Raw genomic sequence first — 22,126 nt, forward strand, 5'->3', positions numbered from 1 at the left:
TGGTGGATACAAATCTTATAAGTTTCCGCGACGCTCTTGTTCTCTTTCAATTGATTCGAATAACGCTTTAAAGTTTCCTTCACCAAATCCACGAGAACCTTTACGTTGAATGATTTCAATAAATAAAGTCGGACGATCTACAATTGGTTTCGTAAAGATTTGTAGTAAGTAACCTTCATCATCACGATCTACTAAGATCTTTAATTCTTTTAACTTATCAATTTCTTCATCGATTTTTCCAACTCGTGCAGTTAGCTCATCGTAATAAGTATCAGGTGTATCTAAAAACTCCACCCCATTTGCACGAAGCGCTTCAACTGTTTTAACAATATCACTTGTTAATAAAGCAAGATGTTGTACACCAGCTCCATTATAGAATTCTAGATACTCTTGAATTTGTGACTTTCTCTTTCCGTCTGCTGGTTCGTTAATAGGAAACTTAATACGACTTCCATTCGTCATAACTTTTGACATTAACGCCGAATACTCTGTACTAATATCGTCATCATCAAAATGAATCATTTGTTTAAAGCCCATAACATTCTCGTAATAACTAACCCACTCTTCCATTTTTTCAACATTACCAACTACATGATCAACAGCAATTAAACCAGACTCCTCAAATGGAATATTAAATTCTACCTTTTGGAATCCTGGCATAAATGCCCCTTTATAATTTTTACGCTCTACCAGCGTATGAATTGTATCACCATACGTACCAATAACTGCTTTTTTCAATGTACCGTCCTCATCTGTTAATTCCTGCGGTGGAGCAATTGCGACGGCACCACGTTTCACTGCTTCTGAGTATGCTTTATCAACATCATCAACAAGTAGTGCCACATCCTTCACGCCATCACCATGAGTCTTTACAAACTCTGCAATACGATTTTCACTACTTAAAGCTCCAGACACAACGAAACGCATATTTTTTTGCACAAGAACATAAGATACCTTTTCACGGTTTCCAGTTTCTAATCCAGAGTAAGCTACAATTTTGAATCCGAACGCTCTCGCAAGATAATAACTCGATTGCTTTGCATTCCCTACGTAAAATTCCAAATGATCTACATCACGTACTGGAAAAAAGTCCTCCATTTGTGCAGCTAGCGTATCCATAGATTTTTGTTTCATAATATCTTCATCCCCCTGTAAATAGATTAAATGGTCCATACTTAAAACCAACCGAAAACGCTTCCAACATTAATTAATAGAAATTAGTTAGCAAGCTAACAAATTCTGACCTTTAAAATTTTCTATCTTTTCTGTCAAATTCCTCTTTTTTTCTTACATATAAAATTCGACTTTTTTCTCTTTGAAATAAAGCGGGATTTTATTCAGTGGCTTTTTGATTATTCGTTGAATCAAGTTTCAACCGCAGCGTTTAATTAGCCATGAATGCTGGATAATGAGGTAACTTTAATACTTGAGGGTATATAAGAAGAATATAAAAAAGACTCCAACATATTAACTACTTACTAATACGTTAGAGTCTTTATTTTTTTTGAATGATTGTATTTATATATCTCATACTAATACATTTGCAAGGAATAGAATAAATGATGTTAATATTACCGCTCCACCTAAGGATCCTAATAAATCTGTTTTTGTTACTTGAAACACTTGTTCACTGTTCATATCCCTCATTCTCCTTCCTTTTTTGTTTAATTTAAAACTTCTATTATACTAATACGCTTGATAGAAATACGATTAACGCTGTTAATACTACCGCTCCACTTGCTGATCCTACGAAGTCACCTTTTGTTACTTGTAATACTTGCTCTTTCATATCTTTCATTCTCCTCTCTTTTTCTTTTGTTACAAAGCTTCTATTATACTAATACGCTTGATAGAAATACGATTAACACTGTTAATACTACTGCTCCACTTGCTGATCCTACGAAGTCACCTTTTGTTACTTGTAATACTTGCTCTTTCATATCTTTCATTCTCCTCTCTTTTTCTTTTATTACAAAACTTCTATTATACTAATACGCTTGATAAAAATACGATTAATGCTGTTAATACTACCGCTCCACTTGCTGATCCTACGAAGTCACCTTTTGTTACTTGTAATACCTGCTCTTTCATATCTTTCATTCTCCCTTCTTTTTCTTTTGTTACAAAACTTCTATTATACTAATACGCTTGATAGAAATACGATTAACGCTGTTAATACTACTGCTCCACTTGCTGATCCTACAAAGTCACCTTTTGTTACTTGTAATACTTGCTCTTTCATATCATTTATCCTCCCTTTTTATAAGTTATCTATATGTAATTTCTAAGAAATGTTTATTTCATAGTTTTTATGTTAACGTTACATTAAATTCGATAACGTAACGTTTGTAACATTAATGTAACATAACTATTATTACGTTGCAATATAATTACGTAAAATTTATTACACTTTTTTTACATTTTTTTATAATAACCCTCAAAAACCTTTATTTAATGCATTTTTCACTAAGTTCACGTTTGTAACATTCGTGTAACATTACAGTCATAAAGTGAAATATAGTCATATTCCTCTCTATTTTTGTTACAAATTGTTTATTTAGTGCCACTAAACCTATCTAATCTTTACTTACTTTTAATATGAGATAAAATACCGTCTTTCCAAGATAAGTTTATATGTTTCCTCTATATAACTATGTATAATAAAAACAAAGAGGTGGTCATTTTGAAATTAATCGCATTAGATATGGATGGTACACTACTATCATCTAATCTTGAAATCTCCAAAGAAAACCTACAAGCAATCCAAACTGCACAAGAAGCCGGTCATATTGTAATGATCTGTTCTGGTCGTGCGAAAGAGGATGCTTTAAAGCTATTGGAAGAATATAAATTATCTCTTCCAGTCGGAGCAAGCAATGGGGCTATTGTTTATGTGGATGGAAAAGTAATTAACTCGCGTTGTATACAAAACGACAAAGTGTACAAACTTGCAAAATTACTAGAATCTGAAGGTTTCCCATATAAGCTATATACAAATAAAGGGGTTTATTCTCCATATACATGGCAAGATCAAGTGATGCAAGCATTCGAAGAAAATAAGCATGCGCTTGATGTTACATTAGAGGAACTTGAACGAATTACAGAAAAGCAAAAGAAATCGAACCTAATTACTGATTTCAAAAAAATAGAAGATGTTGTAAATAACCAAGAACTAGAAATATCTAAATTCTTCATTTTAACGTTTAATGCAGCGCATCGCGCACAGCTATTAAGTATATTACAAGAGGATGCTGATATTATGGTTACAGCATCGGCTCCTACTAACTTAGAAATTATGGATAAGAATGGACATAAAGGAAACGGGATACAGCAGATGGCAGCTCATTTTAATATCCCTATTGAAGATACAGTTGCTATTGGTGATAATTTTAATGATGTACCGATGTTAGAAGTAGCGGGCTTATCTGTTGCAATGGGCAACGCTGAAGAAGATGTAAAAAAGCTATGTGATGTTGTAACACTAACAAACAATGAACATGGTGTTGCTCACGCAATCGAACAATTTGTATTGAAACAAACTTCATCTAGTAAATAAAAAAAGGACTCTTTCAATTTGAAAGAGTCCTTTTTTATACGTGATGACAAGCAACAAAATGCTCTACACCAACATTACGGAATTCTGGTACTGTTTTTTTACAAACATCCGTTGCAAATGGGCAACGTGTATGAAAACGACAGCCCGAAGGTGGATTTGCTGGACTTGGAATATCCCCTTCTAGTATAATTCGTTCTCGCTTCACTGTTGGATCTGGTATTGGAACAGCTGATAACAATGCTTTCGTATAAGGATGTAGCGGATTGGTAAATAACTCATCACGCGGTGCTGTCTCCACAATCGTACCTAAATACATAATTCCGATTTTCGTACATAAATGTTCTACTACACTTAAATCATGCGAAATGAATAAATAAGATAATCCCTTTTTCTCCTGTAACTCACTAAATAAATTAATAATTTGTGCTTGGATAGATACATCTAGTGCCGCTACAGGTTCATCAGCTACAATGAATTCTGGATTTAATACCATAGCTCTTGCGATTACGATACGCTGACGTTGTCCACCAGAAAACTCATGGGGATACCGGTCAATATGATAAGGAGCTAATCCACATAACTCCAATACTTCAATTACCTTTTCACGCACATTTTCTTTCGTTGCTAATCCGTGGGCCAACATTGGCTCTCCAAGCGCTTCTCCAATTCTCATTCTCGGATTTAATGAGCTAAATGGATCTTGGAAAACGAGCTGCATATTAGGGCGATGTTTTCTTAATTCATCCTTGGATAAAGAATGAACATCTTTTCCTTTAAACTTCACTTCTCCCTCCGTTTTTTGAACGAGGCGTAAAATTGTTTTTCCTATTGTTGTTTTCCCGCTCCCTGATTCACCAACGAGACCAAACACTTCACCTTTATTAATAGTAAAACTTACTCCATCAACTGCTTTTACATGCCCAATTGTTCTACTAAATACGCCACCCTTAATTGGAAAATATGCCTTTAGGTTTTTCACCTCTAATAATGGTTCACTCATTGTTCCGCACGCTCCTCATATAACCAGCAAGCTACTTTATGATTTTCATCATTTACATTTAGATTTGGGGCTTCTTTTTCACATATTTCCATACAATGCTCACAACGCCCACTAAAGTAACAAAACTCACCTAAACCAACTAAATTCGGAACTTGCCCTGGAATAGAATATAGTTTATCTATTCGTTTTCCCATTACTGGTTTTGATTTCAATAATCCTTTCGTATAAGGATGTTTTGGATTTTGGAATATCTCTAGTACTGGGGCTTCTTCAATAACTTTCCCGCCATACATAACGACAACATAATCAGCCATTTCCGCTACGACACCTAAGTCATGTGTAATTAATAAAATCGACGTTTTAAATTCTTCTTTCACTTGTCTTAGTAGATCCAATATTTGAGCCTGAATGGTAACATCAAGAGCTGTTGTTGGTTCATCTGCAATTAATAACTTAGGATTACAACTAAGCGCAACAGCAATCATAATACGTTGTAACATCCCACCGCTCAGTTCATGCGGATAAGAATGGACGATTTCATCAGCGCGGGCTATGCCAACTTTACGAATTAACTCAATTGCCTTCTTATATGCTTCATTTTTACTAAGTAATTCATGCTCTCTTAACGTTTCTACAATTTGCTCCCCTACAGTGAAGACGGGGTTTAGCGATGTCATCGGTTCTTGGAAAATCATTGCAATATCATTGCCTCGTAAACTACGAAGTTCTTTCTCTTTCATTCCTAAAAGACTTTTTCCTTCATATAAAATGTCTCCACCCACTACACTACCAGATTCAGCAATAAGCCCCATAATAGATAAAGCTGTTACACTCTTTCCGCAACCTGATTCTCCTACTACACAAACTGTTTCCCCTTCTCGAACCGCAAAGCTAACATGGTTCACAGCCTTTACTGTCCCCTCGTCAGTTTGAAAATGTGTTTGTAAGTCTTTCAGCTCTACTACCGCTTTACTCATATCTTCTCACCTACCGTCTCATCTTTGGATCTAACGCATCACGAAGTGCATCACCAAGTAAATTAATTGATACAACTGTTATAAAGATTGCAAAACCGGGCGGAATCCATAACCATGGGCGCTTTTGGAAATCGATTAATGAGTTAGCTGCGCTAATCATGTTCCCCCATGATGGTGTAGGTGGAACGACTCCGAGGCCTAAGTAACTTAGTGCGGATTCTCCCAAAATAGAACCTGCAACACCTAATGTGGATACAACAATTAAAATGGGTAAAACATTAGGTATTAAGTGATATATAATTTTCCGGTAATCTTTTATTCCTAACACATCCGTAGCTTGCATAAATGCTTGCTCCCTAAGTGATAAAATTTGCCCTCTTACAAGGCGTGCAAGCCCTGGCCAACCTACTAGACTTAAAATAATCATAATGACATACAAACGATAATCAGACGGTACTTTCCACTCTGATAAAATCGCACCCATTATAATAAGTAGCGGTAATCCTGGCATTGACATTAAAATATCTGCAAGCCGCATAATAATATTGTCCACAATACCACGATAAAAACCTGCAATCGCTCCTAATAAAGCTCCAAGTATAACCGATAAAACCATTGAAGCTAAACCAATGGTTAATGAAATACGTCCCGCTTGCATAAGCCTTGTTAAAATATCTCTTCCTAATTGATCTGTACCAAGCCAATGAGAAACACTAGGTGGTTTGTTAATGAGCGCAACTTGTATTTTCCCTGATGCATATGGAGAAAAGAACGGACCGATAAAACAAAATAAAAACATAAAAATTAATGCATAAAACCCTACAAGTGCCATCTTATTTTTCTTTATCTTTTTAAAAGCTTGTCGCCATGGTGATGATTCGCTTCTGCTCTTTTTTTCTTTTTTTTCTGTAATTACTGTAACAGTCTCCATTTCTTTCCCCCCTTACTTCAACCGAATTCTTGGATCAACAACTGCATATACGATATCTGCTAAAAAGTTTGAAACGATTGTTAAACAAGAAAGAAACATCGTAAATGCCATCAATACTGTATAGTCACGGAAATTTAATGCTTCTAATTGAATATTACCAATCCCTGGCCAGTTAAAAATTTGTTCAATAATAATTGCCCCAGAAAACAATCCCGGTAATTCAAATGCTAATAACGTAATTGCTGGTAATATTGCATTTTTTAATGCATGCTTATAAATAACCGTCTTCTCCTTCAAACCTTTCGCTCTTGCTGTTCGTATGTAATCTTGTCTTACAACCTCTAACATACTTGTTCTAAAATACCGAGTTAGCGAGCCGACCCCAAGAAGTGTCAAAATAAATACTGGTAAAATCATATGTTTTGCAACTTCTATCACGTAAGCAAATCCTGTTGAATTACTGCCAACATCAATCATTCCACCTATCGGTAATAACTTAAAGTCAACCGCAAACACCTTAATTAAAAACAAGCCGATAAAGAATGAAGGAAATGACATTGCTGCAAAAACACCGATTGTTACAAGTTTATCGAATAAAGAATGTTGCTTCGTCGCCGAGAATACACCGATAATAAGTGCAATTAGCCAAATAAAAAACAATGCAATAATTGCTACACTAAAAGAATTCCAAATAAATTTATTTAATAATGACGTTACAGGCTCTTGATATTGAAGCGAGAAGCCAAAGTCCCCTTGCAATGCATTACCTAACCAATGAAAATAACGCTCAACAATCGGTTTGTTCAACCCATATAATTCCCTCAGTTCAGCTGCTCTTTCCGGTGTAATTTTCGGGTTTGAATCAATATAATCCCCAGGAAGAAGTGCGAACAGGACGAAGATAATAATTGATGTACCAAGCAGTGTAGGAATCATTTGTAACAACCTACGAACAATATATGTTTTCACCCTTTTTCTCTCCAATCTTATGCTTAAAATAGAAGAACATTTTTTCAAAGCGGCACATTACTAACCGAATGAAAAAATGTCTTCTACTTATACATTCTTATCGTTATTTTTCAAATGATAATACTGGTAAGTTTGCACTAATACTGTTGTACTTTTCAGGATCAATTCCTTTTATATTCCCGTTATAACCAGTAATTGTTCTACGGTAGTTTAATAGAATTACTGGTGGATCATCACTTAATTCTTTATACAATTCTTTATAAATAGGTTTACGCTTTTCGATATCTACAGTTTCAATACCTTTTTGAATTAGCTCATCTACTTTTGCATTCTTATAACCAAGACTAGTTTCATTTGCAGTAGACAAATATTCACCAGCTGTTTCACTCGGGTCACTTGTAATCGGTGTCGAAACAGAAGCTAAATCATAATCTCCTTTGTTTACCTTAGAAAGCATCGTATTAAAGTCCATAAATTCAGGATTAAACTCTACACCTATTTCTTTATAATTCTCTTTCGCAATCGGAATTAATAAATCACTATCTTTAGCCGAACTTGGACCGAAATAAGAAAGTTTTAATTTTTGACCATCTTTTTCACGAATTCCATCCGAACCAACTTTCCACCCTGCTTCATCTAATAATTTTTTCGCTTTTTCTTTATCGTATTCGTATTTATTAACTCCTTCTTCCGTATAAGCCCAAGAAGTTGGATGAATTGGTACATTGGCTACTGTACCGTATCCTTTTAACGCTGTATCAACATATTTTTTGCGGTCTAATCCGTAAATAAGTGCTTGGCGAACCTTTTTATCCTTTAAGTAAGGCTTATTATTATTCATATAAATATAACTAAATGACGGCGCTGTTTCGATTTGGATATTTGCGAATTCTAAAGCCTTAGCCTGTTCAAGAACCTCATCACCGGTACCTAAGCCAGTATGGTCAACTTCTCCTGTTTGGAATAACTGAAGCTTCGTATCACCAGAAGTAATTTTATAAATAAAGTTTTGAATTTTTGGTTTACCCGCATAATAATTTTCGTTAGCAACAAAACGAACTTCTTGACCTGGAATATACTTTTCAAATTTATATGGACCCGCAGCTAATGGCTTTCCATATAAATCTTTTAAGTAATCTAAGCTTGTATTTTGCTTATAATCTTTTCCATAATAAGCTTTTGATAGTACTGTACCTCCTAAAACAAATATAGCTTGTGAATTCACTTTTTCAGTTGTAATTTTAATTGTTTGTGGATCAACAACTTGAATACCTTCAATTGAAGTTGCTTTTCCTTCTTTATATTCTTTACCACCTTTAACGGCATATTGAGAGATATCTACTTCACCTTCATATGCCTTATCATGTAAAAGCGTCAATGTGAAAGCTACATCATCCGCCGTTAATGGCGATCCATCACTAAATTTCAAATTTTTACGTAAATGGAATGTATATGTTAACTGATCAGAAGAAACGTCCCACTTCTCAGCTAATTCTGGAATTGGTTTCCCTTGTTTATCGGTTGATACGAGAGATGCAAAAATAACTGAAGTTACGTTTCCATCCCAACCATTTTGTTGAAAGTATGGTAAAAATACGCCGCCTGGCTTACTAATACCAACTACTAACGTATCTTTTCTATTCTTCGCTTTGTCTGGCACTTTCGTTTTATCTGTCGCAGCAATCTTTTCAATTTTCACATTTTTTAAATCCTGCTGCTTAACCGGCTCTGTAGAAGCCGTATCCTCCTGTCCCCCACAAGCAGATAACACAAGCGAACTACTCAGTAATACTGAAAATACACCAGCCCATTTTTTTGTCTTTTTCTTCATTGTCCCCACCCTAACTGTTTAATAGTTATACCCTTTGAACTTATTAGCTTATGTATGCCTCCCACAGCACATTTATAGCCAATCGGAAAAGTCGGTTTTAATCAGAAAAAAATAGATGTTTTTGAGGGGTAACAATCTTATTCCGACCTTTCCGGTAGACTTTATGGTTATTAGCTTATATCGTTCATTATGTTTTGTCAATTCTTTCTAAATAAATATTTTTAGAATTTTTCCAAAATTATTACTCTACATTTATACTTTAAGAAAACTCAGCTATAATTCGTATTAAAACTTAAAAATCTACTTCTATTCCTTCAGCATGAAACATAGAATACTAATAACCAATTACCAAAAAGGGGGCGAAAATATGGACAACCTATTCCAATACGTCCTGCACTACGTATTATTAACAATTATGATAGTCGGAGCGCTATTACTATTCCCGTTCTTCCCAAAGTTCGTCCTCTTTTTAGCTTTTTTTATCATGCTCGGGATTGCTATTATAATTTCAACGAGAGAAGATGCCACGCAAAAAGAGAGCAGAGTTCAGCGCATAAAGCTGTAACTTTGCTCTCTTTTTGTTTTCATTCACTAGTCTCTGTTACACATATTTATCCCGCTATTTGCCGTGCAGTAAGACCCCCACCTCAAAATTCAGCGAAAGCAAAAGAAGTTAGGTCAGGGTCGGGGTGCCCGTAAAAGCCCTCACTTTATCTCTCGGGAAATAATTAGCCTTTGTTTTTGTAATTACTCCTATCGAAAAACCACTAATGACATTTATTTTTCACCTTATCATTTTCATATGTTTCACAAACTATGCAAATTGAGAAAAATGGATTTATCTAAGTTACTGTTTCACGTGAAACACATCGCTTCATTTAACCTTTAAAGCAAAATATCATTATGAAAAAAGCCACTTCCTCCAGCAAAACTGAAAGGAAGTGGCTTTCTACTCATTACTCCACCATATTCTCTAATTCATTATATAAATCTGCTCGTAACAACTCTTTCTTCGTTTTTTCCTCATATAATTTTTCAAGTTTTTCAACATCAGCTACATATTCCATTTCACTTTCTAATGCATATATATCTTCTTCTATATGCATTAACTCGTTTTCAATCTCCGCAAAACTTCTAGAATCTTTCTTTTTTATAGAGATTGCTTCAACACTTTTTCTTCCATGGTGCTTATGCTTTATTACTTCCTCCTCAAGCTTTTCTTCCCACTTTTGACGAGCCCATGCATAGTTTCCTGCAAACTCAAATAATTTGCATCTATCAATCCAGTACGTCTTTTCAAATAACTTATTTAAAAAATATCGATCGTGTGAAACAGCTAAAATCGTCCCGTTATATTGCTCAAGGGCTTCCTCTAAAACTTCCCTTGATTCAATATCAAGATGGTTTGTCGGCTCATCTAAAATTAGAAAATTGATGTCTTGATACATAAGTTGCGCAAGTCTTAATCTCATTTTTTCTCCACCACTAAGTTGCGTTACTTTCTTAAATACTGCTGGACCATAAAACAAAAACTTAGCTAATATATGTCTTGCTTCTCCTTCTGTTACAGCCACATTCTCTCTGAATGCTTCCAATACATTACTCTTCATATTTTCATATGCATGTTGTGATAAATAACCAATTTTGACACTACTACCAATTCGAATTTCACCAACGTCTGGATTTATTTCTTCTAATAGTAGTTTTAATAATGTAGTCTTCCCTGTACCATTACGACCAACGATAGCAGCACGCTCTTGAAAACGAACATGTAAATTCGCTTGTTCAAATAAAGATCGGCCAGCAAAACCTTTACTCACTTCTTTCATTACAACAACATCTTTTCCGCTTCTCTCTTGCCCTTCAAACTGAAGACCCATCTGTTTTCTTTCTAAAATTGGCCTCTTTAATTTCTCTATACGCTCTAACGCACGTTCCATATTCCTCGCTCTTTTATGCAATCCTTCATTCGGAGGATTCGCTTGATTTGCCCATTCACGTAGGCGCTTAATTGCTTCTTTCATTTTCTTTATTTTCTTTTGCTGCTCTTGATAAGCTTGAAACTCTTGAAGTAACCTTTCTTCCTTCTCCTCAACGAACTGAGAATAATTCGTATGGTACACGTGAATCTCTCCATCTTCCAAATCCAAAATTTTCGTTACAACTTCATCAAGGAAATAGCGATCGTGTGAAATAACCATAACTGTTCCATTATATTCTTTTAAAAATTTCTCTAACCATTCAACTGCAAACAAATCTAAATGATTTGTTGGTTCATCTAATAGAAGTAAATCTGGTTTCTGCAATAGCATATATGCAAGGCTTATTTTCGTCTGTTCTCCTCCACTTAATTCCGTAAATACTCTTGGAAATAAGTTTGTGACTTGTAAGCCATTTGCTACCTTCATTATATTTGCCTCTATTTCATAACCACCGAGAAATGCAAATTTTTCTTGAATTACTCCGTACCTCTCCATTAGCTTTTGCAAAGCAGATTGTTCCTGCTCCTCCGCCATATTTTTTTCTAGAGCATGCATTTCTTTTTCTAATTCCTTTTCTACTTTAAAAGCGGAACTTAATACATCATATACAGTCATGGCCTCATCAAACTTCGGAATTTGTGCGACATGACCAATACGTGTACCTTTCTTCATATGAATGGCTCCTGCATCCAAACTCTCCATTCCCGTTAGAAGCCCAAAGATTGTTGTCTTCCCACTACCGTTACGACCAACTAACCCAACACGTTCACCATTCTTTATTTCAAGCGATATATTTTCAAATATGATGTTTCCACCAAAAGATTTCGTTACATTATTTACACTACAAATAGTCATTTTCCGTACTCCTTTCAATATAAAAAACCATGAGAAAGAAACATTCCCCATGGTTTTCGGCATAGAAAAAGGAAGCCAAATAGCTCCCTTTTCACACGTTTATTAAAAATGGGTGAAGAGATTTCTATCGTTCAATAGTCACTATGCAATTGTTAAAAAAGGGCATACGTATCCCGTTAACAACTACATCATGAAAAATCGCACGACAAAAATAGATAAAATCTAAAAATTTGGCACGCGCAGCTAAAGAACGTTTCATCTCATTCACCCCTTTCGTACGGAATTTAATACTTACTTCTTTATTATACTTTCCAATTTCATGTTTGAATAGTCATTTTTCTGAAAATAATGAAGATAGACTAAACATTTCAATAAGTGACATCAAATCTTACAAAACTGTTATGTTCACGTAATGGAAAGCGATAGTACGAAAAGATGCCTCCCTATACAATAAAGATGTAAAACAAGAGAGACAAACACAAGGAGGAAACAAACATGATGAAAGAAATCGTAAAAGCAATCTTTGAGGTATTAGTGAACGGACAAGCAGTTGTAAAAGAACTAAATGAACTATAAAAAGGAGTGAAGAAATATGATGAACATGGTAAAAATGATTTTACACGCTTTAGTCGATGCAAAAGCAGTTAGCCAAGAATTAAACCAACAATAAAAAGGGGTATATGAATATGAAGAAAGCCATTATTATAATTGCAAGCACAGCAATTACTTTATACACAATAAAAAATAGAAAAAAGAAAAATAATGAAAATGTTCTATATTATCCATACACACTATTAGAGAAAAAATAAAAGACAAGGTACCCTATCGTAATGAGGATATCTTGTCTTTTATTTTTTCCATATTGTCTTTAGAGGATTTCCTTCTCCTTTTCCCGAATGTATTAAGCGGGATTTTTACACATATTTTAAAGGGGCATATATACAAATGGATACACAACAACTATATTTTTTAAACGATATCGGTAAACAAAAACCAGAAAGTATTCGGAATAGAAGCGCTGCATGTCCATTTTGCGATAAAGAACATTTAACGGATATTTTAGCAACTGATGGTTCTATTATTTGGTTAAAAAATAAATTTCCTACATTACAAGATACATTTCAAACGGTGCTGATTGAAACGGATAATTGCGAAGATCATATCGCAACATATACAGAAGAACATATGCGAAAATTAATGCAATTTTCTATTCAACATTGGTTACACTTACAGAAGAACGAAGAATTTGCATCTGTAATTTTATACAAAAATCACGGTCCATTTTCAGGTGGAAGTTTGCATCATGCACACATGCAAATTATCGGAATGAAATATGTAGATTATCTTGAAAATATTGAAGAAGAAAATTTTCAAGGGGTAATTGTTCAAAAAAATGAACGCATTGAGCTTAATATTTCAGAGCGTCCCATTATTGGCTTCACTGAATTCAATATAATCATTGATAATATTTCATATATAGATGAAATGGCAAATTACATTCAGCAAACTGTACGTTACATACTGATAGATTTCCATAAAGGATGCAGTAGTTATAACTTATTCTTCTATTACTTAAATGGAAAAATCATTTGTAAAGTTGTACCTAGATTTGTCGTTTCACCATTGTATGTAGGATATAAAATACCGCAAGTTTCTACAAAACTAGAAGAGGTGAAAATACAACTCACGCAGTATTTCACGAAAGAAAAGGATGAAATTATTCATAAAAAAACAGAGTAGGTATAGAAAACCTACTCTTTTACCCCGCATTAACGAGCAGTAAAACTTCCACCTCAAAATCCGGAAAACGCTAGAATTTAGGCGGAAGATTAACTGCTCGTAAAAGCCCGATTGGTGAAGACTAATAATCAGCGGGGGATGAACAGACTCCCCCACTGATTAAAGTTTCACTTTATTACACCTTTATTTCGATAGTACACATCTTCTAATCCGATGTTATACTTCATGTTATTATCCGTCCACTCTGGCCCTAAATTCCCTGGCCATCCAGATGTATTCGCTATATATTTCAGTAATGCAAAATCAGTCAAACCTTTTTGCACCCCACGCTTATATCCTTTCATTAAATGCGGCATTGCAATTTGCGCATTTGTACGTGGATCTTTCAGCTCATCATCAGTTAAATGTTCTGGTGCAAGCCCGCCGCCGCGGTGTAGTTGAAACAATCCAAATGAAGTTCCATTATCTCCAACACTTCTTGGATTTAATCGACTTTCATGCTCGGCAATTGCAAGAGGTATCCATTCCGGAAGATTTACTTTCTTCGCTTCCTCTATAATGATTTGTTTCATCTGTTTTGCTTCTTCTGAATCAACATAGCTTGTTCCATTCACTAGCTTATCCATTCCTTCAGACTTTCCTTGGAAATATAAATATACTCCAAGAACAACTAAAAATCCTACAAAGAATTTCTTCACTACCTCTACCTCTTTCTCCGCTGAAATTTGTCCCCTTTCAGCCTTCCCTTTACAATTACCTACATTCTATTACTCTTTTATCATAGCAAATAACTATACGTATTATCATCATGCTTTAGACCGATTTTGTGAAAAAACAGCTGGTAAATACGTGCAAAAATGTAACTTTCATAGACTATAACGCATTTTTTGTATATAATTGTAAACTGAACTCTATATATAGAATAGGAGCGTACAAAATGAAAAAATGCCTAACACTCTTGTTCAGCATTTTACTACTCATCCCTACCTACACCTCTGCACAAACATCATCAAAACCAAAAGTACTTGTTTTGTATAGTACACAAGACGATAAAGTTTCAAATAATGTCCAAATCCTTAATACTCAATTAGGACATTTTACAAATGATATAACCGTAAAAAACTTAAAAGAAGCAACTTCAATTAATAACGTATCCTCCTATACACATATTGTTTATATCGGTGAAACAAAAGAAGCGTTTTCTGATGAAACGAAACAATTTCTAGAAAACTTCTCCGGCCCTTTATTAGTATTAGGACAAAATGTTGAACAATTATCTAAGCGTTTTTCTTTCATTACATTGAAGAGTGACGATATACGAGTTAATAAAATTGAATATCCAGAAAAGAAGCTAAAAAATACCTTAGAAGAGGAACGATTAATTCAATCATTTGATACGAATGGAACTGTGCTTGCTAACGCTTTAAGCTCAAATAACACTAACCCACTAATCGTTCAGCATGAAATATCTTATTATGTCGCAACACCTAACCTCTTTGACTGGATGTCTCATTACGTCGGTGAAATGTTATTTTCTTATTTCAGCCAAAAACCAACGAAAAATAAAGTTGAAGCTTATTTACGTCTTGAGGATGTTCACCCAGCAGCAGATATAAATCAATTGAAAGAAATTGCTAAATTACTAAAAGAGAAAAAGATGCCTTACATGATTACTGTTATTCCGGTATATAAAGATCCAGATACAGGAAAGATAATACATTTAAAAGATAAACCAGAACTAGTTGATCTTTTACGCTCTATGCAAGATGATGGTGCAGCAATTATTATGCATGGTTATACTCACCAATTTTATGACAGTGAAACAGGTGAGGGCTTTGAATTTTGGGATGTCAAAAAAGATCAACCAATTCGCCAACCGAAGCATGAAAAACCGAAGCATGAAAAACCGAAGACAAAAGATGACTTTCCAAATATAGAGGCATATAACCAATATGTAAAAAAAGGGGAAGAATTCGAGGAAAAATATACGAAAAATCATATTGAAAAAGGAATTCAAGAACTTGTAGATGCTAAACTATATCCTGTTGCCTTTGAAGCACCTCATTACACGATGTCTCAAAAAGGATATGAAATATTATCAAGGTACTTTTCAACTTATGTAGGACAACTACAGTTAAATGATACAACTTGGAAATCCATGCACTCACCATATTATACAAGTACTCCGTCATTTTTACATGGAATGAAACTATTGCCTGAAACAGTCGGATTTATTGAAGAAGATACGCCACAAACTATTGCTAAAATGAAAGAACGTGCTCTATCTGTTTCTAAATTATCCGATGGGATTATTGGGGCATTTTATCATCCTTACTTAGGTGTGAAACCATTAAAAGAAGTGTTAAAAGATCTAGAAAGTATTCCAAATATAGAATGGATTGATTTACAAAAGGAAAAGAATGAAGTAAAAATGAAAGATATTCATATTACGACGAATAAAGACGGCATTCACGTTGAAAAACCAACCAGTGCGAATGACATAATTGATTATATAAAGCAATATGGCTTCTTCCTTATACTGGGGTTCGTTATCATTGTCTTTCTTTTATTATTAAAACGTGCGAGAAAATTAGAATCCTAATACAAAACCACCGAGCGGAACGCTTGGTGGTTTTTTGTCATATATCAAACCGTGGCATTTTATTAAATACATTCAATTTTCACTTTTTCCGTTACATGATTAAAACTATAATTCTCCTATCCTTTCAAATAAAATCGACTTGTATTTTCATATATTGTTTTTGCGACCTTATCAATGGATATGTTTTGTATAGAACTAATTTCCTTTAATACATCTCGAATCATTCTCGGGTGCGTCATAACATCGTCTTGAAATTCCCACGGTCCATCTGTTTCTACCATCATATATTCAAGCGGATAATACGAAACAATTTTTCTAATCTTCTCCTTATGTAAAACATCCGGTGTAATCGAAATATAATAACCATTCTTCATCATCCGTTTCATTGTTTCATCACTTCCTTTAAACCAATGGAAATGTGCACGTGAAACTTTATATTTCTCTAGCAAATCACATACAGTGTCAGCATCTTCATAAACTGCGTGTAATATAATCGGCAAATTATACTTACTAGCTAGTTCTATAAATTTTTTCAATACAGCTATGTATGGATCTACAGCAATGCTTTCATCTTCTTTCCTCAAATAATAGGGCAAACCTACTTCACCAATCGCAACAATTTCCTCTGCGTTCTGTTCAATAAGTTTATAAATCTGTTCACACTCTTCTTTATGAATCTGTTGCTCTGGATGAAACCCTATCGCTGGATATATAAAGGGATACTTCTTCGCTAAAGATAACGTTTCCTTACAAGATTGATAATTCATAGATACAGCAATAAGCCCCTTTATTTCATTACTATTTTCCACCTCTTTCAGTAATCTGTTCTTCTCTTCATCCTTATATTGATCAACATGTATATGACTATCAATCCATTTCATCTTTATGCCCCCATAAAAAAAACAAGAAAGGACTTCCTTTCTTGTTTTAGCATCTATATTATTTAACAATTAAGTTTGTTATGATATCAAATAATCCAATACACACTACGGCAACAGTAAAGTAGCTACAGAAATCTTTAATTGGTAACTTCACTACTTCTTCTTTACGCATCCCATTTTTCTCCCTTCTTACTAGATCCCTAATTATTTTTCTATCTGTATCTATTATGCAAAAAATATGACAAATTTACTATCGAATTAACTTACGTAAACCTTACAATGTTGTAAGGTTTAAAAAAGGATCCTCATCTTTATTCAGATGAGGATTATTAAAAATTAGTTGGTTTTTCATTCTTCATTACAAACAGAAAGTAATACATTAAGACTTTCTAGTTACACTATATGAAAATTACTATCTTTTAACTATCGAATTACATTACAGAAGACTTACATGTTTGTAAGTTATGTGTAATGTAATTCGATAGTTTCCCTTACTTATATTTCGTACAATAAAGTTAGAAAGTAAGCCAAATAAGAAGAACACTCAAATAACCAAATTGCATTGCTAGTAGCTACTCTTCTTATACCTTTCAACCATGCTACTACAATGTACCCCCTTCCCCTTTATATAATAAAAAAGCCTTAGTCTATATGGACTAAGGCTTTTTTATTAACCCCTAAAATACCCTTACCTGGTATTTTTATTTTCGACAAAAAATAGCTGGGGGTATATTTTACTATCTCATCGTTAAAAGTTTACTCTTCGCATTTATAGGAATATTTGCAACCTCAATCTCTTCAATCGATTCACCGTAACGTCCTTTTGCAAAAACCTTTAATGCTTCATCTCTCTTTAACATATGCTTAACCGTTTTCTTTATTTTCTGCTCTCTACCACGTTCATCGAATGCAATAAATTCATATTCATACCACTCATCACCAATATGCTGACCAATTGTATTCACAACCGTATAGTATTCTTTCGTCTTATAAAATGGATTATATTTATCGATAACCGGTCCAAGTTTCGTAGGCAGTAACATTACTACTATCACTATCATCGCTATTATAGTAGTGATCATTTTTTTCTTCATAATAAACATTCCTCCTCTGCAGGATATATATACATCCATTTTAAAAAGGGGGAATAAAATCTACTATTGAATCTCATTACATTACACTTACATTTTTGTAAGAATTAAAAAAGGTGAACGAATTTACTCGTTCACCTTTTAGCTTGCTTTAAAGCCACCGCCAAGTACATCACGTACATCATGTATAACAACGAAAGCATCTTCATCTACCCGGCTAATAACTTGTTTTAACTTAACAAGCTCTTGTTTATTAATAACAACATATAAAACTTCTTTATTTTTACCAGTATATCCGCCGCGCCCTTCTAATACAGTAACACCGCGTGTCATATTTTTCGTAATAGCTTCACGAATTAAATCTGGTTGATTCGAAATAATCGTAACAGCCGTTTTTGTGTCCATTCCTTCTACAATGAAATCAATCACCTTCGCTCCAATGAACACAGCCACAAGTGTATACATTGCCTTTTCTTGCCCTATTATAAATACAGAACCAGCAATTACAACAATATCAATAATTAGTACGCCTTTACCTACGCTCCAACCTAAATATTGATTTGCTAACCGAGCTAAGATTGCTGACCCTCCCGATGTACCTCCGGCTTTGAACATACAGCCTAATCCAATACCCACAAATAAACCAGCAAATAAAGCTGCTAATAATGTATCACTATTTACATGATACTCAATATGTTCTGTAACGTATAAAAACAAAGATGTTTCTACAATCCCTAAAATTGTATAAATCATTGTTTTCTTATCAAAAAATTTATAACCAACAGCTAGTAAAATTGCATTTATAGCAAAATTCACAATCCCTGGTGACCAATCAAATAAGTAGTACGTAACAACCGTTAAACCAATAATTCCACCTTCCGATAAACGGTTTGGAATTGCAAAGTAATTAATACCAATTGCGAATAATAATGAACCAATTGTAATTAGTGTTATTTCCTTTATACGTTGATTAACCATAGTTCATACCCTCCCCCCATTTGACATTGTATCACTATCTCCTAGAGGTTTAGAAGTGGTTTTTATTCCGCATTTTCCCTCTTAAAAATTGAAATATTATGTTTAAACAGAGGGTTGATTAATTATTCATATTTACTCTAACTGCACGGACAAATTGCTCCACATTCCCTTTCTGAATATACTTAGCGCGAATGGTTTCATGATTACAAGTAAACTCAAAGTACGGATGAAAATCTATGCTATCTATATGCACATATGAGTACTCTTTAAATGTTGAAGGATAGTAAGGAAATTTCCCGTAAAACAGGAGGCGTCTAGTAGTGGCAACAAAAATTCCATGTTGATAACATAACATGAAATTATCCTTCTCAAAGATCCCTACCACAAAAACCAAAATCTTTTCATCATCATCTACATACTTTTTCATACTCGATAAAAGTTCATTCATGCATATTCCTCCAAATTCTATTCACTGCTTTAACACTTGAAAAGAATCCATGGATATTACAGACCGGTTTAACTCCTTTATAAAGTATGAAACGCGTTTCCTGTCAAAGATATTTCAAAAAAATAATCCGTTATGCGATTATACACATAACGGATTAAGATTAAACTGTAGAGCGTTCCACAAGTTCGTATGGAATTTCCAGCTTTTCTTGTTTAGAACTCTCGTCATTCACTTTTCTATGCAACATTTCAAAAGCAGTTTTCCCTATCTCCTTTAAATTTTGATCAATAGTTGTCAATTGTAACACTTGCGAGATAGGTTGATTATCAAAGCCAATAATCGCTAAATCCTCAGGAACTTGAATCCCTAATTTTTCAACCTCTGTCATAACCCCAATCGCAACTTCATCACCTGCTACTATTAATGCTCCAGGAAGATCCTGCATCTCTTTTAACTTATGAGCCACTTTTACACCATCTTCTAGTGTAAAACATTCTGTAAAAATCCATTCTTCGTTAACCTCTTCATCTATAGATTGCAATTGCTGTTTATAAACATCAAAACGCTTTTGACTACTCGGCCCTAATTTTCTTCCCGTACAATAGCCAATTTTTTTATAACCTTTCTCAATCAAATAATCCATTCCTAATTGAAAGGCCGCTGAATGATTCGTATATACACTTGAGATGTTTGAAATATCATTATCTTCACAAGCAATTATTGTGCCGTAAGAAGCATACGGTTCTATCGTTTCCCAATCATTTGCACGTGAACAAATAATAAGACCATCCAATTGTTTTGTTTTTAACATATGTAAACTTTTCATTTCTTCTTTTTTATTATAATTCGTTTGGCAAAGTAACACTCTGTAATTATGAGTTAACGCAATCTCCATCATTCCGCTCACCATCGCATCAAAACACGGATGATTAATATACGGTAAAATCACACCAACAATATTCGTCTTTCCTTTTGATAAATGAACAGCATTTGCGTTTTGCGAGTAATTCAATTTCTCAACTATCTCTATAACCGCTTTCCTTTTTTCTTCACTTACATATGGGTGATCATTCAACACTCTCGAAACAGTCGTAACTGAAACTCCCGCCATCTTTGCGATATCTTTAATATTAGCCATGCACTCACCTCTATCTTTAAGTTAATGAATCTCATGAACATATGTCAAATCTTCTTATCATTACACCTTCATTTGTTTCTCTTACAAAAGTGTAATTTTTCTGTAAGCTAATTCGATAGTGACTTTCCGCAACATTTCATACAATTAAGTCAGAAACAAGGTAACAACTATTCGAAAAGGAGCGGATTAATATGATGAACAAAATGAAAACGAACAATTTCTTACATACAATGGGCATGGTATTTTCCGCTCTTATCGACGCAAAAGCTGTTGCTTCTACATTAAACAAGTAAGGAGAATATATTATGAATAACATCACTTTTAACAAATTAGATTTTTTAGGACTAGCTAGTGGCTCGCTTCTTCTTACTGCTTTTATTTACGCCGCTACGCTTGTATAACTTTGTGTCCCCTTTCCCCTTTATTATAAATAGTAATAGAAAAGACGACCGTCTATGCCCGGTCGTCTTTTCTTATTTTTGATTTGATTGCAAAGCTTCTTTTAACTCCTCAAACTTCTCATTTAATTGATCTGTCATCATTTTCATAGCGGTTTTTCGATCTATTTGTTCTCCAGCCTCAATTTGAATCGGATCTCCAAAAATCAATTTTGCCTTTTTCCCCTTTATTAATTCTTTTACACTTGATGGACCAACATAAGCTGCCGGCACTAAAGGTACATTAGAACGCATCGCAATTGTCACAGCACCCGCTTTTAATGAAACATCTTCCGCTGATCTCGTTCCACTCGGAAAAATCCCTACTACCTTTCCTTCTTTTAATAAACGTGATGGAATTTTAAGTGTACTCGGTCCCGGATTCGCGCGATCTACAGGGAATGCATTTACATTTTTAAAGAACCAATTTTTGAATTTCCCTTCAAATAATTCTTTTTTTGCCATGTAATGAATTTGAGTTGGGTACATCCCTGTAGCTAACATTAATACATCCATAAAACTTGTATGTGTACACGCAACAACATACGGACCACCTTCTGGTAGCTTTTCTCTTCCTTGCACTTCTACTTTCCCAGCTGTTTTAAATATATATTTCAACAAAAATGTAATTGGTTTATACATTTATTTCGTTCCTTTCTAAACATCCGAAGTATAATCATATTCTTACAACAATTATAACACTAAGTTTT

General features: G+C 34.2%; 26 protein-coding genes. 6 read left to right on the forward strand and 20 right to left on the reverse strand.

Annotated features, from left to right (window positions below):
- Positions 1–15 precede the first annotated feature (15 nt).
- The 6 genes from hppD to ES895_RS24330 form a co-directional block, all read right to left on the reverse strand.
- Entirely contained in the window at positions 16–1,134 is a 1,119-nt protein-coding gene (hppD, locus tag ES895_RS24305) for a 4-hydroxyphenylpyruvate dioxygenase (RefSeq protein WP_000810922.1), read from the reverse strand.
- Positions 1,135–1,527: 393 nt separating this feature from the next.
- Positions 1,528–1,638 (reverse strand): DUF3948 family protein, encoded by a 111-nt coding sequence (locus ES895_RS24310; RefSeq protein ID WP_001083690.1) that lies wholly within the window; start codon positions 1,636–1,638, stop codon positions 1,528–1,530.
- A 43-nt stretch (positions 1,639–1,681) separates the two neighbouring features.
- Positions 1,682–1,798 carry a DUF3948 family protein gene (locus ES895_RS24315; RefSeq protein ID WP_000654250.1) on the reverse strand — a complete coding sequence of 39 codons (117 nt, stop codon included), beginning with the start codon at positions 1,796–1,798 and terminating at the stop codon, positions 1,682–1,684.
- 34 nt (positions 1,799–1,832) lie between these two features.
- Positions 1,833–1,940 (reverse strand): DUF3948 family protein, encoded by a 108-nt coding sequence (locus tag ES895_RS24320; protein ID WP_098255511.1) that lies wholly within the window; start codon positions 1,938–1,940, stop codon positions 1,833–1,835.
- Positions 1,941–1,983: 43 nt separating this feature from the next.
- Positions 1,984–2,100, reverse strand: coding sequence for a DUF3948 family protein (locus ES895_RS24325; RefSeq protein ID WP_000654250.1), 117 nt, complete (start codon positions 2,098–2,100; stop codon positions 1,984–1,986).
- 34 nt (positions 2,101–2,134) lie between these two features.
- Positions 2,135–2,242 (reverse strand): DUF3948 family protein, encoded by a 108-nt coding sequence (locus ES895_RS24330; protein WP_000664237.1) that lies wholly within the window; start codon positions 2,240–2,242, stop codon positions 2,135–2,137.
- A 441-nt stretch (positions 2,243–2,683) separates the two neighbouring features.
- Here ES895_RS24330 and ES895_RS24335 point away from each other — a divergent pair, with 441 nt between their 5' ends.
- Positions 2,684–3,556, forward strand: a complete 873-nt coding sequence (locus ES895_RS24335; RefSeq protein WP_000766421.1) for a Cof-type HAD-IIB family hydrolase — start codon at positions 2,684–2,686, stop codon at positions 3,554–3,556.
- A 34-nt stretch (positions 3,557–3,590) separates the two neighbouring features.
- On the opposite strand, the gene ES895_RS24340 is transcribed toward ES895_RS24335, so the two are convergent.
- The 5 genes from ES895_RS24340 to ES895_RS24360 form a co-directional block, all read right to left on the reverse strand.
- Positions 3,591–4,556 (reverse strand): ABC transporter ATP-binding protein, encoded by a 966-nt coding sequence (locus tag ES895_RS24340; RefSeq protein ID WP_001294485.1) that lies wholly within the window; start codon positions 4,554–4,556, stop codon positions 3,591–3,593.
- Positions 4,553–5,533, reverse strand: a complete 981-nt coding sequence (locus ES895_RS24345; RefSeq protein WP_000030767.1) for an ABC transporter ATP-binding protein — start codon at positions 5,531–5,533, stop codon at positions 4,553–4,555. Before ES895_RS24345 ends, ES895_RS24340 begins: the two co-directional genes overlap by 4 nt.
- Positions 5,534–5,543: 10 nt before the next feature.
- On the reverse strand, positions 5,544–6,464 hold the full coding sequence (opp4C, locus tag ES895_RS24350; protein ID WP_135238710.1) for an oligopeptide ABC transporter permease: 921 nt from the start codon (positions 6,462–6,464) through the stop codon (positions 5,544–5,546).
- A gap of 12 nt (positions 6,465–6,476) precedes the next feature.
- Positions 6,477–7,433, reverse strand: coding sequence for an ABC transporter permease (locus tag ES895_RS24355; RefSeq protein WP_000860748.1), 957 nt, complete (start codon positions 7,431–7,433; stop codon positions 6,477–6,479).
- Positions 7,434–7,536: 103 nt separating this feature from the next.
- Complete coding sequence (locus ES895_RS24360; protein ID WP_000730688.1) at positions 7,537–9,264, reverse strand: ABC transporter substrate-binding protein; 1,728 nt, start codon at positions 9,262–9,264, stop codon at positions 7,537–7,539.
- Between the two features lie 367 nt (positions 9,265–9,631).
- On the opposite strand from ES895_RS24360, the gene ES895_RS24365 reads away from it, so the two are divergent.
- Positions 9,632–9,829 (forward strand): hypothetical protein, encoded by a 198-nt coding sequence (locus tag ES895_RS24365; protein WP_000369253.1) that lies wholly within the window; start codon positions 9,632–9,634, stop codon positions 9,827–9,829.
- Between the two features lie 391 nt (positions 9,830–10,220).
- Here the strand turns inward: ES895_RS24365 and abc-f are convergent, their stop codons facing one another.
- Both abc-f and ES895_RS29900 read right to left on the reverse strand, forming a co-directional pair.
- Entirely contained in the window at positions 10,221–12,101 is a 1,881-nt protein-coding gene (gene abc-f / locus ES895_RS24375) for a ribosomal protection-like ABC-F family protein (protein ID WP_000150883.1), read from the reverse strand.
- 124 nt (positions 12,102–12,225) lie between these two features.
- The gene (locus tag ES895_RS29900; RefSeq protein WP_000830643.1) at positions 12,226–12,360 is read right to left on the reverse strand and encodes an RAxF-45 family protein; all 135 of its coding nucleotides are present in this window, start codon (positions 12,358–12,360) and stop codon (positions 12,226–12,228) included.
- A 421-nt stretch (positions 12,361–12,781) separates the two neighbouring features.
- Here ES895_RS29900 and ES895_RS24380 point away from each other — a divergent pair, with 421 nt between their 5' ends.
- Together ES895_RS24380 and ES895_RS24385 are read left to right on the forward strand one after the other, a co-directional pair.
- Entirely contained in the window at positions 12,782–12,910 is a 129-nt protein-coding gene (locus ES895_RS24380) for a hypothetical protein (protein WP_001998915.1), read from the forward strand.
- A gap of 136 nt (positions 12,911–13,046) precedes the next feature.
- A complete protein-coding gene (locus ES895_RS24385; RefSeq protein ID WP_002004289.1) occupies positions 13,047–13,841 on the forward strand; it encodes a DUF4931 domain-containing protein in 795 nt (264 codons plus the stop codon).
- Positions 13,842–14,008: 167 nt separating this feature from the next.
- Here ES895_RS24385 and ES895_RS24390 read toward each other — a convergent pair whose 3' ends face one another.
- Entirely contained in the window at positions 14,009–14,539 is a 531-nt protein-coding gene (locus ES895_RS24390; protein WP_000713248.1) for a transglycosylase SLT domain-containing protein, read from the reverse strand.
- Positions 14,540–14,778: 239 nt separating this feature from the next.
- Here ES895_RS24390 and ES895_RS24395 point away from each other — a divergent pair, with 239 nt between their 5' ends.
- On the forward strand, positions 14,779–16,443 hold the full coding sequence (locus tag ES895_RS24395; protein ID WP_135238711.1) for a DUF2334 domain-containing protein: 1,665 nt from the start codon (positions 14,779–14,781) through the stop codon (positions 16,441–16,443).
- 116 nt (positions 16,444–16,559) lie between these two features.
- On the opposite strand, the gene ES895_RS24400 is transcribed toward ES895_RS24395, so the two are convergent.
- From ES895_RS24400 to ES895_RS24420, 5 genes are all read right to left on the reverse strand, one after another.
- Positions 16,560–17,324 carry a TatD family hydrolase gene (locus ES895_RS24400; RefSeq protein ID WP_000871063.1) on the reverse strand — a complete coding sequence of 255 codons (765 nt, stop codon included), beginning with the start codon at positions 17,322–17,324 and terminating at the stop codon, positions 16,560–16,562.
- Positions 17,325–18,061: 737 nt separating this feature from the next.
- Positions 18,062–18,418, reverse strand: coding sequence for a YxeA family protein (locus tag ES895_RS24405; protein ID WP_000728422.1), 357 nt, complete (start codon positions 18,416–18,418; stop codon positions 18,062–18,064).
- Positions 18,419–18,556: 138 nt separating this feature from the next.
- Positions 18,557–19,393: a YitT family protein gene (locus tag ES895_RS24410; protein ID WP_000248046.1), complete on the reverse strand. Its 837-nt coding sequence runs from the start codon at positions 19,391–19,393 to the stop codon at positions 18,557–18,559.
- 118 nt (positions 19,394–19,511) lie between these two features.
- Positions 19,512–19,841 carry a PH domain-containing protein gene (locus tag ES895_RS24415; protein ID WP_135238712.1) on the reverse strand — a complete coding sequence of 110 codons (330 nt, stop codon included), beginning with the start codon at positions 19,839–19,841 and terminating at the stop codon, positions 19,512–19,514.
- Positions 19,842–20,001: 160 nt separating this feature from the next.
- On the reverse strand, positions 20,002–20,979 hold the full coding sequence (locus ES895_RS24420; RefSeq protein ID WP_001273899.1) for a LacI family DNA-binding transcriptional regulator: 978 nt from the start codon (positions 20,977–20,979) through the stop codon (positions 20,002–20,004).
- A gap of 305 nt (positions 20,980–21,284) precedes the next feature.
- On the opposite strand from ES895_RS24420, the gene ES895_RS24425 reads away from it, so the two are divergent.
- Positions 21,285–21,380 (forward strand): DUF3948 family protein, encoded by a 96-nt coding sequence (locus ES895_RS24425; RefSeq protein ID WP_001060007.1) that lies wholly within the window; start codon positions 21,285–21,287, stop codon positions 21,378–21,380.
- A gap of 72 nt (positions 21,381–21,452) precedes the next feature.
- On the opposite strand, the gene ES895_RS24430 is transcribed toward ES895_RS24425, so the two are convergent.
- The gene (locus tag ES895_RS24430) at positions 21,453–22,058 is read right to left on the reverse strand and encodes a lysophospholipid acyltransferase family protein (RefSeq protein ID WP_000277777.1); all 606 of its coding nucleotides are present in this window, start codon (positions 22,056–22,058) and stop codon (positions 21,453–21,455) included.
- Between the last annotated feature and the right edge of the window lie 68 nt (positions 22,059–22,126).

Origin of the sequence: Bacillus sp. 007/AIA-02/001 (genome assembly GCF_004634455.1) — a bacterium.
Classification (GTDB): Bacteria; Bacillota; Bacilli; order Bacillales; family Bacillaceae_G; genus Bacillus_A; species Bacillus_A cereus.